This is a genomic window from Actinoplanes oblitus, assembly GCF_030252345.1.
GTDB lineage: Bacteria > Actinomycetota > Actinomycetes > Mycobacteriales > Micromonosporaceae > Actinoplanes > Actinoplanes oblitus.
The window spans coordinates 6,701,273-6,713,602 of the sequence record NZ_CP126980.1 but is presented as its reverse complement, the minus strand read 5'-3'; the positions used below and the strand labels follow the sequence as shown (position 1 = coordinate 6,713,602).

Genomic DNA, 12,330 nt, shown 5'->3' with positions numbered 1-12,330 from the left:
GGTGCCGTCGCCGGACGGCGCTAGCGGCTGAGGCGCTCGGTCAGCGCGGTGTACCGCCGCCCCGCGCCGACCGTCCGCACCGCGGCGGCCAGCGCCCTGCGCGACCCGACCAGCACCACCAGCTTCTTGGCCCGGGTGATCGCGGTGTAGAGCAGGTTGCGCTGCAGCATCATCCAGGCGCTGGTGGTCAGCGGGATCACCACCGCCGGGTACTCCGAGCCCTGCGAGCGGTGAATGGTGATCGCGTACGCGTGAGCCAGCTCGTCCAGCTCGTCGAAGTCGTAGTCGATCAGCTCGTCCTCGTCGGTGCGCACCTGGAGCGTCTGTTCCTCCGGGGACAGCGCGGTGACCACGCCGACGGTGCCGTTGAAGACGCCGGCCACGCCCTTGTCGTAGTTGTTCCGGATCTGGGTGACCTTGTCGCCGACCCGGAACACCCGGCCGCCGACCCGGCGTTCCGGCAACCCCTCCCGGCCCGGTGTGAGTTCCTGCTGCAGCAGCGTGTTCAGCGCGCCGGCGCCGGCCGGGCCGCGGTGCATCGGGGTGAGGATCTGCACGTCCCGGCGCGGGTCGAGACCGAACCTGCGGGGGATCCGGCGGCACGCGACGTCAACGGTGAGCGCCGCGGTCGCCTCGGTGTCGTCGCACGGGAACAGGAAGAAGTCGGTCATCCCGTCGAGCAGCGGCGGCCGGCCGTGGTTGATCCGGTGCGCGTTGGTGACCACGCCGCTCTCCGCCGCCTGCCGGAAGATCTGGGTGAGCCGGACCCGGGGGATGACGTCGGCGGCGAGCAGGTCGCGCAGCACCTCGCCGGCGCCCACGCTGGGCAGCTGGTCGACGTCGCCGACCAGCAGCAGGTGCGCGCCCGGCGGGATCGCCTTGACCAGCTTGTTCGCCAGGATCAGGTCGAGCATCGAGGACTCGTCGACGACCAGCAGGTCGGCGTCGAGCGGGTTGTCGCGGTCGTAGCTGGCGTCCCCGCCGGGCTGGAGCTTGAGCAGGCGGTGCACGGTGGCGGCGGGGTGCCCGGTGAGCTCGGCGAGGCGTTTCGCGGCGCGGCCGGTCGGCGCGACCAGCTGGATCTTGGCCTTCTTGGCGGCGGCCAGCTCGACGACGGACCGGACGGTGAAGCTCTTGCCGCAGCCGGGGCCGCCGGTGAGCACCGCCACCTTCTCGGTGAGCGCGAGCTTGACCGCGGCCTCCTGCTCGGGGGCGAGGGTGGAGCCGGTGCGCTGGTGCAGCCAGGCCAGGGCTTTCGCCCAGTCCACGCCGTGGAAGGCCGGCATCCGGTCCGACTTGTCGCGCAACAGGGCGACAAGCGACGAGGCGAGCGACATCTCCGCGCGGTGGAACGGCACGAGGTAGACGTTGTCGCCCTCGCGGACGACGCCCTCCTCGTCGACCAGCTCCGCCAGACATGCCGGGACGAGTCCGGGCGGCACCTCGAGGATCTTCGCGGCCTCGTCGGTCAGCTGCGGGACCGGCAGGAAGCAGTGACCGTTGTCGGTCGCCTGCGACAGGGTGTACTGCAGGCCCGCCTTCACCCGTTCGGGGCTGTCGTGCGGGATGCCGACCGCCTGCGCGATGGTGTCGGCGGTCTTGAACCCGATGCCCCAGACGTCCGAGGCGAGCTTGTAGGGGCTGTTCCGCACCACCGAGATGGAGGCGTCGCCGTACTTCTTGTAGATCCGCACCGCTATCGACGTGGAGACGCCGACCCCCTGCAGGAACAGCATCACCTCCTTGATCGCCTTCTGCTCGGCCCACGCCGCGGTGATCTTCGCGGTGCGTTTCGGGCCGAGCCCGGTCACCTCGATCAGCCGGTCCGGCGACTCCTCGATGATCCGCAGGGTGTCCACGCCGAAATGGTCGACGATCCGCTCGGCGAAGACCGGGCCGATGCCCTTGACCAGCCCGGATCCCAGGTAGCGGCGGATACCCTGCACGGTCGCCGGCAGCACTGTGGTGTAGGAGACCACCTCGAACTGCCGGCCGTACTGCGGATGCGAGGTCCACCAGCCGGACAGCCGCAGGCTCTCCCCGGGCTGCGCGCCCAGCAGCGCGCCGACCACGGTCAGCAGGTCCGGACCGCTCTTCGCGGTGGCCACCCGGGCGACCGTGTAACCGGTCTCCTCGTTCACATAGGTCAGCCGCTCCAGCACCGCTTCCAGGACGTGCGGCGCCGGGCGGGAGGTCTGCGCCGCGCCGGACATGGCGACCATCGTGCCTGCCGTCCTGGCGCCGGTGCACAGCAACCCCTACGGTGACGACCATGGCCCATTTTGATCTTCCGCTCGCCGAGTTGCGCGCCTACCGGTCCGCCACGCCCGCGCCGGCCGGGTTCGACGAGTTCTGGTCCCGCACGCTCGCCGAGGCGCGGGCCGCCGCCAAGCCGGTCGAGCTGACCGAGGTGCCGACGGTGCTGCGCGGCATCACCACGTATGACGTGACCTTCACCGGCTTCGCCGGCCAGCCGATCAAGGCGTGGCTCAACGTCCCGGCCGGCGCTTCCGGTCCGCTGCCGATCGCTGTCGAGTTCATCGGGTACGGCGGTGGCCGCGGCCTGCCGATCGACTGGCTGGTGTGGACCGCGGCCGGGTACGCGCACCTGGTGATGGACACCCGCGGGCAGGGCGGCAACTGGCGTGGCGGCGCGACTCCGGACGTCGACCCGGACGGGGCCGGCCCGTCGTCGCCGGGCTTCCTGACCCGTGGCGTGCGCTCCCCGGAGACGCACTACTACCGGCGGCTGTTCACCGACGCGGCGCGGGCCGTGGAGACCGCCGCCGAGCTGCCCGGGGTGGACGCGTCGAAGCTGGTCACGACCGGCAAGAGCCAGGGCGGCGCGCTCTCGATAGCGGCCGCCGGGCTGGTCCCGGACCGGGTCGCCGCCGTGGTCGCCGGGGTGCCGTTCCTCTGCGACATCCGGCGTGCGGTCACCATCACGGACAGCTTCCCGTACCAGGAGATCGTCCAGTTCCTGCGGGCGAACCCGGACCGCGCGGAGCGCACCTTCGCCACGCTCGACCACTTCGACGTGGTGAACCTGGCGCGGCGGATCACGGCGCCGGCGCTGTTCTCCACCGCGCTGATGGACGAGGTGTGCCCGCCGTCCGGGGTGTTCGCGGCCTACAACGAGATCGCGAACGCCGAGGGCATCGAAGTGTACGAGTGGGACGGTCACGACGGCGGCAAGACGTTCTTCGACGTCAAGGCGCTCGAATTCGCCGCCGGCCACCTTTTCTAGCCCCGTTCTCCGGCGGCGCCCCAGGCGGTTTTCCATTCCGATGGCCGCCTGCGGAGGGTCTTGAATTGCGGTGACCACCCACGGCCCGCGATCCGCACCCCAGCGGACGCGCGCACATGAATATCTTGAAGGTGATCTCGACCTGGCCGAACCCTATGTAGATTCGCTACCCGGGACGGATTAGATTGGTCGCATGATCAAGCCGATCCGGGCGACGACGGCGGTGGCCAGGGTGCTGGCGGCGTTTCTCGAGGATCCGGCCGCCGACCGTTATGGGCTGGATCTGATGCGCGACAGCGGATATCCGAGCGGCACGCTCTACCCGATTCTGCTGCGGCTGGAAAAGGCGGGCTGGATCGAGGCGCGCTGGGAGGCGCTCGATCCGGTGGCGGCCGGACGGCCGGCCCGGAAGTACTACCGGCTGACCCGCGACGGTGCGGTGGCCGCCCGGGCCGAGCTCGCCGAGCTGAACCGGCAGCTCACCCGCGGTCTCGGGCTTCCGGAGCGTCTCGGTGGTCCGGAGCCGGGGACCATCTGAGCGGCGACACCGTGGCGGGTTCCTCCTCGCGATTCCTCAAGCCGGGGCCTTCACTACCGACCTGACTGGCCGCGAACCGTCATACCGGAGGAACCCCTGATGCAGCCGACCCCCCGTCGTGCCCTGCGGCTGACCGCCGCTCTCGCTGCGGCCTGCGCGCTGACCGGGTGTTCCGTGCTCACCGCGAGCACCGCCGCCACCCCGACCCCCGAGGCGACCCTGCAGGCCGCTCCGACCAGCACGTTCGTCCAGACCCCCGCGGTACCGGACACCTCCGCCCCGGGCCTGTCGAACACCGGCACGAACCTCCCCGTGGTCGTCGCCTCGCTGATCAAATACGGCCAGTGGCTGATAGCGAATCCGGACCCGTCCAAGGCCACCACGATCGCGGCGCCGGGGTGCGGCGCGGCCAACCAGCTGATCGCCGAGACGCAGTCGCTGGTGGACCAGGGCGCCTATGTGGCCACCGTCACGCCGACGGTGACGGCGGTGCGCTGGCCGTCGGCCAGCCCGGTGCCGCTCGGCGACCGGACCAGCCTGGACATCCAGGTGAGCCGCCCGGCCGAGCCGGTGAAGCCCCGCAAGAACGGCAAGCAGACTCAGATCCTGTCCTACCTGCCGGAACTGAAGGCCACGACCGTGCGGATCTCCCTGGTGCGCGGGGCGGACAAGAAGTGGCGCTTCTGTGACGTCTCCACCCCGCTCGACGGCAGCCGGGCGGACTCCGTCACCGTTCTCCTCTGACCGGCCCGGCGGCTCTTTTCTGACCGGCCCGGCGGCTCTTTTCTGACCGGCCCGGCGGCTCTTTTCTGACCGGCATGGCGCCTCTTTTCTGACCGGCATGGCGGCCGGGCCGGTTCCGCCACTGCTTTCTCTTGACCGGCGCGGCCCCTCTTGACCCGCGCCCGGCTCGGCGGTGGCCGGGCGGATTCCGTCGCCGCTCTCCCCTGCCGCCCCCGTTCAGGGGCGGAAGTAGTCGCGGAGGTGGGCGATCAGGCCGTCGCGGACCCGGAAGATCTGCACCAGGGACATCGGCACGCCGCCGGCGACCGCGTCGATCTCGGCGATGAAGACGTCCGGGTCGGTGGTGTCGTGCAGCACGTATCCGGATCGTGCGGGATCGACCGGCCCCGGACCGTCCTGCTGGAAGGCGCCGATCCCGGTGCGGATCGCCTCCCGCCCGGCGAGGCGGCCGGGAAGCGGGCCGCCGGCCGGGACGAGCGGCGCCTCGAAGACCCCGTCCTCGGTGAAGAGCGCGGCGAGCGCCTCCGGGTCGCGGGTGATCGCGCCGGCGTAGACGTACCGTTCGAAGAGTTCCTTGTGCGAATCCGTCACTCGATGACTCTATGTGGACGGGTGCGGCGACTCCAGACGTGAACGAGCCGCGCACCTGTCGGGCGCGGCTCGGTCCGGGGGTAAGACGGCCCGGGCTACCTCAGGGGGTTAAGGCAGCCCGGGCGCGTCGGCTCAGGTGGACCCCGGTCAGGCGGGCCGAATACGGCCGGGCCGGCACGGGTCGGGTGGGCGCGGGCCGACAAGGGCCGAGTGGGCGCGAGTGGGTCAGATCAGGTTGCGCAGGATCGTGACGGCGAAGAACACGATGATGAACGCCAAGTCGATCGACACCCCGCCGGCCCGCAGCGGCGGGATCAGCTTGCGGACCGGGGCCAGGATCGGCTCCGTCACCGCGAACACCCCGCCGGACAGCCGGGAGCGGAACGAGCCGGGCATCGCCGGGCCGGCCAGCACCGCGCTCCAGTCCAGCACCGCGCGGGCGATCAGCAGGAACTGCACGATCAGCAGCGCCAGGCTGATGATGCCGAGAAGACCCATCACGTACCTCCGAGTAGGGGGATGTGGTCCTACTGTGACGCGCCTGGTTGTGAACCAGCTGAAGAACGGCTGAGTACTAGCCTGCGGGGTGTGACTGATCAATTGCTGCTGGTGGTCTGCGCGGCGACCCCGCTGCGGCGGATCGGCGACCTGCTCGACCTGCTCCAGCCCCGCTGGCAGATCACCGTGCTGGCCACGCCGGCCGCCGCGAGCTGGCCGTTCCTCGACGGCGTCGCCGAGCGTACCGGCCGCCCGCTGCTGCACCGGATGCCGCTGCCCGACGAGCCGTGGCCCGCCCTCGCCCCGGACGCCGTCCTGGTCGCCCCGGCCACCTTCAACACCCTCAACAAGTGGGCCACCGGCGTCAGCGACAACCTCGCCGTCGGCCTGCTCAACGAGTACCTGAGCGGCGATGTCCCGATCGTCGCCGCCGTGCACGTCAAACCCGAGCTGGCCGCACACCCGGCCTTCGCCGCCAACCTCGCCGTGCTCCGGACCGCGGGCGTCCGCCTGGCCGACAGCCGCCCGTTCACCTGGCAGGCCGCCATCGACCTGCTTCCTTGACACCCTTTTCGGTACGGCCTGGGGCCGCCCCAACCGCAGCCACCCCGCCCGAGCCAACCCGCGAGGCGGTCCCGGCCGGGACCGACCAGCGACGCACGGGTGTGTCCCGGGGCGGCGCGAACACCGCCCGCGCCGGAGCCCGCGACGCGCCGCGAGGCCCTGGCTGGTTCCGGTCGTCGGTTCCGTGCGAGCGCCGGGGTCCGCGACGCGCCGCGAGGCCCGGGCTGGTTCGGTCGTCGGTCTCGTGCCCGCGCCGGGTCCGTGACGTGCCGCGAGGCCCCGGCTGGTTCCGGTCGTCGGTTCTCGTGCCGTGACGACGGCGGAACGTGCGTGCGGGGCGGCCTGGTGGTGGCCGGGCGGCGGGGGAGCCGGCCGTGCCGGGGTGGTCGGCCGCGTTTGGCGGGTGTCCGGTGCGGTCGGCGGTCCGGGCCGGCGGGAGTTCGGCGGAGCCGAGCGTGCGGGGCGCCGCGGACGCGGAGGCCTCATGGGCGGGGTTCGCGGAGCCGGAGGGCAGCCGGCCGGGGGCGGCCGAGAGGCCGGGCGCTGCCGGGCCGGTGGGCCGGCGCGCGGGGCCGGACGTCGCTGAGCAGGCGGGCTGGACGCCCGAAGCCGCGGGACCGGCGAGTCCGGAGCGGGACGGGGCGGAAGCCGCGGGGACGCCGAGTCCGGAGCGGGGTGGGGTGTCAGTCGTGGGGCCGTCGAGTCCCGAGTGGGGTGGGGCGGTAGTCGTGGGGCCGCCGAGTCCGGAGTGGGGTGCGGCGGCAGTCGTGGGGCTGCCGAGTCCGGAGCCGGGTGGGGCGGGAGTCGTGGGACCGCCGGGATCGGAGCCGGCCTGGGTGGGGGCCGCGGGGCTGGGGTGCGCGGCGTGGGGTGCGACCGAGGCCGGTGCCGGGATACCCGGGAGGCGGCTCGGGACGGGGCTCCGGGCGTACCGGAAATGGTGTGAGTGGGAGGGGCGGGGGATGCTCGGCCACCGCATGGTTCGGCGGCCTGGCGGGCGGATGCCGCCGGCTGGGGAAGGCCGGGTCCGGGCTGGGTGGGCCACCTGGGTCATGGCGCCACCTGCCCGGCCGGCGGTCGGACATCGGGTGGGCGGGGCTGGGCCGCGGGGTGGGAATGCGTGCCGTGGCCCCCTCTGTCGGCTCCTGTCATGGCGCCCATTATTGATGAGGATGTATGGATAGCAAGCGTTCCGGGCGGATGGTAACGAGCCCGAAACCAGGTTCTCAGGCTGGTGCGGGGTGCTCGTTCAGAACGGGTAGGACGGGGGCTGGTCGCGGACCGTCACCCAGCGGGTTTCGGTGAAGGCCTCGATGTTGGCGGCGGCACCGCCGAAGCGGGAGCCGGTGCCGGACGCCGCGACACCGCCGAACGGGCTGTTCGCCTCGTCGCCGACGGTCTGGTCGTTGATGTGCACGATGCCGGTCGGGATCCGGTCGGCGAGGGCCAGCCCCTTCATCACGTCCCGGGTGATGATGCCCAGTGACAGGCCGTATTCGGAGGCGGTGGCGAGCCGGACCGCCTCGGCCGGGTCGGTGAACCGCAGGACCGGCGCGACCGGGCCGAAGATCTCCTCGGTGAACGCCGGCGTGTTGTCCGCGACGTCGGCGAGGACCGTCGCCGAGTAGAACAGGTCGTGGTAGGTGCCGCCGGCCGCGATCCGCGCGCCGGCCGACGCCGAGTCGGTGACCACGCCGTGGATCTTGTCGCGCTGGCCGGCGTCGATGATCGGGCCGAGCACCACCTGCTGGCGGGCCGGGTCGCCGACCGGGAGTGCTGCCGCTTTCGCCGCGAGCCGCTCGACGAAGTCGTCGTAGAGCCGCTCGTGCACCAGGTGCCGTCCGGTGGTCATGCAGATCTGGCCCTGGTGGAAGTACGACCCGAAGGACGCCGCGGCCACCGCCTGGTCCACGTCCGCGTCGTCCAGGACGATCATCGCGGAGTTGCCGCCGAGCTCCAGGTGGGCGCGTTTGAGGTGCTCGCCGGCGAGCGCGCCGACCCGGCGGCCGGCCCGGGTCGAGCCGGTGAACGAGATGACCCGGACCAACGGGTGGGTGACCAGGGCCTCGCCCACGTCCGGGCCGCCGGGCAGCACCTGGAGCAGGCCCTCCGGCAGGCCGGCCTCCTCGAAGATCCGGGCCAGGGTGACGCCGCCGGTGACGGCGGTGCGCGGGTCCGGCTTGAGGATCACCGCGTTGCCGAGGGCGAGGGCCGGCGCGACCGAGCGGATGGCCAGGATGATCGGCACGTTGAACGGGGCGATCACCGCCACCACACCGGCCGGCACCCGGCGGGACATCGACAGGCGGGGTTCCTCGCTGGGGAGCAACTCGCCGTACGGCAGGCTGGGCAGCGCGGCGGCCTCGTAGCACTCCTGCTCGGCGACGTGCAGCGCGAAGCCGGCCATCGCCGGGATGGCGCCCACCTCCCGCACGTTCCACCAGGAGATCTCCTCGGCGTGCTCGGCCCAGAGCGCGGCGGCCCGGCGCAGCACGGCGGCCCGGCGCGGGTGCGGGGTGGTGGCCCAGTACCGCTGCGCGTCGGCGGCCACCGCGGCGGCCTCGGCGACGTCCGCGGCGTCGGCCCGGCCGCTGCGGGCCAGCACGTTGCCGGTGGCGGGTTCGATCACGTCGAACCCCTCGGCACGCCCGGGTTGCCAGCCGCCGCCCAGGAAGATGTTGCCGGTCCAGATCTTCTCGTCGAGGAACACGCGATCGCCTCCTTTGGGGACTGAGTCGACGGTAGGCCGGTGCCCCGGGCGTATCAACGGAAGTGATCCAGCGGATCGAACGCGGCCGCGCGGGAACGGTGCCGGTCGTCGCTTCGTCGCGGGCTTCCCGCACCGGCAGCCGGTCGGGTGGCCGGCGCTTGGCGGCGTCTCGCTTCGCGGCCGGCTGCCTCCTGCGCACCTCGTCTCCCGGCAGTGTGGCGCTGGCACCCGAACCGCGTTTGGCATCGATATTTCCGGATAAGCTGGGCGGTCATTGTCAGATGACTACCCGACGCGCGACGACGGGGTGACCCGGCGGTAACCTGCGCCCGTGACCCACGAGATCCAGATCACCGAGCCGGTCGACCTGTGCCTGCCGGACGGCCGTCTCAACCCGGCCGCCGTCGGCTGGAGCCGCAAGCCGCTGCACCGGGCGAACCTGCGCGGCTGGGGCCGCACCAAACGCTGGGAGTACTGGGGCGTGGTCACCCCGGCGCACATCCTCGGGGTCGTCGCGTCGAATCTGGACTATGCCGGCGTGCACAGCCTCTACCTGCTCGACCGGGTCAGCGGCAAGGAGATCGCGGTGGACGCGACGGTCCCGCTGGCCCGCGGGGCGGTCCTCCCGGACCGCAGCGGCACCGGGAAGGTGGTCGCCTCCGGCGGCGGCCTCACCATCGACATCGATCAGACCTTCGACGGTACGACGGTCCGCGCCAGCGCTCGCAACGTCGAGGTCGACCTCACCATGCCGGCGGTCGAGGGCCGGGACTCGCTGGGCGTGGTGGTCGCCTGGAGCCGCAAGCGCTTCCAGTACACGGTCAAGGACGTCGGCCGCCCGGTGCACGGCCGCCTCGTCGTCGACGGCGTCGAGCACGTGATCCCGGCCCAGGGCGCGTACGCGACGCTCGACCACGGGCGGGGCAAGTGGCCGTACTCGATCACCTGGAACTGGGCGGCCGGCGCCGACGCGAACCGGGCAGTCACGCTCGGCGGCAAGTGGACCGACGGCACCGGCACCACCGAGAACGCGGTCTTCGAGGACGGCCGCCTGCACAAGATCGGCGCCGACCTGCGCTGGGAGTACGACCGCGCGAACTGGCTGAAGCCGTGGCGCATCACCGGTTCCGGCGTCGACGTCACGTTCGAGCCGTTCCACGAGCGCGTCGCCCGGACGAACCTGGGCGTGCTGGCCTCCGAGACGCACCAGTGCTTCGGCCGGTTCTCGGGCTGGGCGCGGACCGCCGACGGCCACAAACTCGACCTCGACGGCTTGACCGGCTGGGCCGAGGAAGCCCGGAACCGCTGGTAACCATCCCGCGACCCCACCCGCCCTGGTGACCCCGGCCCCAGACGGCACCACCCCGCCCAGCCGGTAGCCGCGGGCTGGCACTCACGGTGGTGTCCCGCCCCCGGACACGACCGTCCCGCCCAGCCGGGTTCTGGGGCTGGCACTCACGGTGGTGTCCCGGCCCCGGATGGGACTGTCACGCCCAGCCGGGTTCTGGGGCTGGCAGTCACGGTGGTGTCCCGGCCCCGGATGGGACTGTCACGCCCAGCCGGGTTCTGGGGCTGGCAGTCACGGTGGTGTCCCGGCCCCGGATGGGACTGTCACGCCCAGCCGGGTTCTGGGGCTGGCAGTCACGGTGGTGTCCCGGCCCCGGATGGGACTGTCACGCCCAGCCGGGTTCTCGGGCTGGCAGTCACGGTGGTGTCCCGCCCCCGGACACGACCGTCCCGCCCAGCCGGTAGCCGGGGGCTGGCAGTCACGGTGGTGTCCCGGCCCCGGATGGGACCGTCACGCCCAGCCGGGTTCTGTGGCTGGTGCTCACGGTGGTGTCCCGCGCTGGGAGGGGACTGTCACGACCAGCCGGTAGCCGGGGGCTGGTGCTCACGGTGGTGTCCGGGCCCCGGATGGGACCGTCACGCCCAGCCGGGTTGTCGGGCTGGCACTCACGGTGGTGTCCGGGGCTCGGACAGGGCCGTCACGACCAGCCGGGCAGGGAGGTCGCGGTGGGGGTCAGCCGGGGAAGCCCTGCTCGGCCAGGGTGATCTCGATGCGGGCGCGGTGGGCTTCCTGCCAGTCGTCGAGGGTTTCGGCGGACTCCTTGGCCAGCTTGGCCTGGGCGGCGGTCAGCACCGACGCCTGCCGGTCGGCGGGCACCACGACGACGCCCTCCTCGTCGGCCACCACGATGTCGCCCGGGCGGACGGTGACGCCGCCGCAGGTGACCGGCTCGTTGTGGGAGCCGAGCTTCGACTTGGTGCCGGGGATCGGGATGACGCCTCGGGCGAAGACCGGGAAGCCGTCCTCGCGGACCTCGCCCAGGTCGCGGATCAGCCCGTCCAGCACGAAGGCGGCGACACCCCGGCGGTGGGCGACGGCGCAGACGTTGCCGCCGGCCAGCGCGTAGTCGAGGTCGCCGGACTCGACGACGATCACCGAGCCGGGGGCGGCGCGGTAGATGGCGGCGTGCAGCATCAGGTTGTCGCCGGGGACGCAGCGGACCGTGAAGGCCGGCCCGGCCACCCGGGGGACCGGCGTCCAGAGCGGCCGGATGCCGATGCCCATCACCTGGTCGCGGCCGAGCACGTCGGCGAGGGTGGTGGGCGGGATCTGCTGGAAGTCACCGATCGTCATGGAGATGACCTTAACGATCGTGCGGGTGACATCGACGAGAGGGAGCCGCTGCCGGAGCCACCGGCTAGGGTGCCGGTGACCAACGGCGGGGAGCGCCAGGGCCGCCGACCAGGGTGCGGGTGACCAGCGGCGGGGAGGGCGAACCGGGACGGCGCCCTGGAAGAGTGGTCAGCGTTCCCACGGGGGTGGCACCCGTACGCAAGCCATCCCGGCCGCCTCGGCGGCCCGCACGCCCAGCTCGGTGTCCTCGAAGACCAGGCATCGCGCCGGGTCGACGCCGAGCAACCGGGCGCCCATCAGGTACGGCTCCGGGTGCGGCTTGGGCTTCTCGTAGTCGCCGGCGCAGACGAGCACCGGGAAGTGGCCGAGCAGCCCGAGCGCGTCGAGCGAGGTGACCACTGCCTCCCGGGTGCTGCCGGAGACCACGGCGAACGGCACCCGCTGATGCGCCTCGTGGATGTGCTCCAGAACGCCGGGCACCGCGCGCATCGTGCCCAGCCCGGCGCGGAACAGCTCCTCCTGCCGCGCGGCCACCGCCGCCACCGGCATCGTCAGGCCCTGCCGCGCGTTCAGCTCGGCCACGATGTCGGCGACCGGACGGCCGCCCCAGGCGTAGAACAGCTCCTCCGGGAACTCGCACGCCCACTCGGCGAGGGCGTCCTGCCAGGCGCGATAGTGCACCGGCATGGAGTCGGTGATGGTGCCGTCGCAGTCGAACAGGTAGGCGTCGAAGTCGCCCGGGGGCAGCGGAAGCAGCGGGAGGGGAGCAAGCACCGCCGAAGGCTACCCGCCGATCT

The 12,330-nt window shown here is 72.6% G+C and carries 11 protein-coding genes; 5 read left to right on the top strand and 6 right to left on the bottom strand.

Annotated elements, in window-relative coordinates; all coding sequences use genetic code 11:
• Window positions 1-20 precede the first annotated feature (20 nt).
• Window positions 21-2,213: an SF1B family DNA helicase RecD2 gene (gene recD2 / locus Actob_RS30275; protein WP_284915258.1), complete on the bottom strand. Its 2,193-nt coding sequence runs from the start codon at window positions 2,211-2,213 to the stop codon at window positions 21-23.
• A 59-nt stretch (window positions 2,214-2,272) separates the two neighbouring features.
• Here recD2 and Actob_RS30270 point away from each other — a divergent pair, with 59 nt between their 5' ends.
• The 3 genes from Actob_RS30270 (at window position 2,273) to Actob_RS30260 (ending at window position 4,529) form a co-directional block, all read left to right on the top strand.
• Window positions 2,273-3,247, top strand: coding sequence for an acetylxylan esterase (locus Actob_RS30270; protein ID WP_284915257.1), 975 nt, complete (start codon window positions 2,273-2,275; stop codon window positions 3,245-3,247).
• Between the two features lie 193 nt (window positions 3,248-3,440).
• Window positions 3,441-3,785: a PadR family transcriptional regulator gene (locus tag Actob_RS30265; RefSeq protein WP_284915256.1), complete on the top strand. Its 345-nt coding sequence runs from the start codon at window positions 3,441-3,443 to the stop codon at window positions 3,783-3,785.
• A gap of 99 nt (window positions 3,786-3,884) precedes the next feature.
• Entirely contained in the window at window positions 3,885-4,529 is a 645-nt protein-coding gene (locus Actob_RS30260) for a hypothetical protein (RefSeq protein WP_284915255.1), read from the top strand.
• A gap of 216 nt (window positions 4,530-4,745) precedes the next feature.
• Here the strand turns inward: Actob_RS30260 and Actob_RS30255 are convergent, their stop codons facing one another.
• Both Actob_RS30255 and Actob_RS30250 read right to left on the bottom strand, forming a co-directional pair.
• Window positions 4,746-5,120 carry a nuclear transport factor 2 family protein gene (locus tag Actob_RS30255; RefSeq protein ID WP_284915254.1) on the bottom strand — a complete coding sequence of 125 codons (375 nt, stop codon included), beginning with the start codon at window positions 5,118-5,120 and terminating at the stop codon, window positions 4,746-4,748.
• Between the two features lie 225 nt (window positions 5,121-5,345).
• On the bottom strand, window positions 5,346-5,618 hold the full coding sequence (locus Actob_RS30250) for a YggT family protein (RefSeq protein ID WP_284915253.1): 273 nt from the start codon (window positions 5,616-5,618) through the stop codon (window positions 5,346-5,348).
• Between the two features lie 90 nt (window positions 5,619-5,708).
• Between Actob_RS30250 and Actob_RS30245 the strand changes: the two genes are divergently transcribed.
• Window positions 5,709-6,182 (top strand): flavoprotein, encoded by a 474-nt coding sequence (locus Actob_RS30245; protein ID WP_284915252.1) that lies wholly within the window; start codon window positions 5,709-5,711, stop codon window positions 6,180-6,182.
• Window positions 6,183-7,431: 1,249 nt separating this feature from the next.
• Here the strand turns inward: Actob_RS30245 and Actob_RS30240 are convergent.
• Window positions 7,432-8,892: an aldehyde dehydrogenase family protein gene (locus Actob_RS30240; RefSeq protein ID WP_284915251.1), complete on the bottom strand. Its 1,461-nt coding sequence runs from the start codon at window positions 8,890-8,892 to the stop codon at window positions 7,432-7,434.
• Between the two features lie 331 nt (window positions 8,893-9,223).
• Here Actob_RS30240 and Actob_RS30235 point away from each other — a divergent pair, with 331 nt between their 5' ends.
• On the top strand, window positions 9,224-10,204 hold the full coding sequence (locus Actob_RS30235) for a DUF2804 domain-containing protein (protein ID WP_284915250.1): 981 nt from the start codon (window positions 9,224-9,226) through the stop codon (window positions 10,202-10,204).
• A gap of 708 nt (window positions 10,205-10,912) precedes the next feature.
• On the opposite strand, the gene Actob_RS30230 is transcribed toward Actob_RS30235, so the two are convergent.
• A complete protein-coding gene (locus tag Actob_RS30230; RefSeq protein ID WP_284915249.1) occupies window positions 10,913-11,533 on the bottom strand; it encodes an RraA family protein in 621 nt (206 codons plus the stop codon).
• Between the two features lie 168 nt (window positions 11,534-11,701).
• The gene (locus Actob_RS30225) at window positions 11,702-12,307 is read right to left on the bottom strand and encodes an HAD family hydrolase (protein ID WP_284915248.1); all 606 of its coding nucleotides are present in this window, start codon (window positions 12,305-12,307) and stop codon (window positions 11,702-11,704) included.
• Between the last annotated feature and the right edge of the window lie 23 nt (window positions 12,308-12,330).

What these genes read in the sequence shown, in the direction of transcription:
- recD2 (WP_284915258.1), bottom strand. Translation starts at nt 2,213, where the DNA reads ATGTCCGGCGCGGCGCAGACCTCCCGCCCGGCGCCGCACGTCCTGGAA.
- Actob_RS30230 (WP_284915249.1), bottom strand. Translation starts at nt 11,533, where the DNA reads ATGACGATCGGTGACTTCCAGCAGATCCCGCCCACCACCCTCGCCGAC.
- Actob_RS30270 (WP_284915257.1), top strand. Translation starts at nt 2,273, where the DNA reads ATGGCCCATTTTGATCTTCCGCTCGCCGAGTTGCGCGCCTACCGGTCC.
- Actob_RS30265 (WP_284915256.1), top strand. Translation starts at nt 3,441, where the DNA reads ATGATCAAGCCGATCCGGGCGACGACGGCGGTGGCCAGGGTGCTGGCG.
- Actob_RS30260 (WP_284915255.1), top strand. Translation starts at nt 3,885, where the DNA reads ATGCAGCCGACCCCCCGTCGTGCCCTGCGGCTGACCGCCGCTCTCGCT.
- Actob_RS30250 (WP_284915253.1), bottom strand. Translation starts at nt 5,618, where the DNA reads ATGGGTCTTCTCGGCATCATCAGCCTGGCGCTGCTGATCGTGCAGTTC.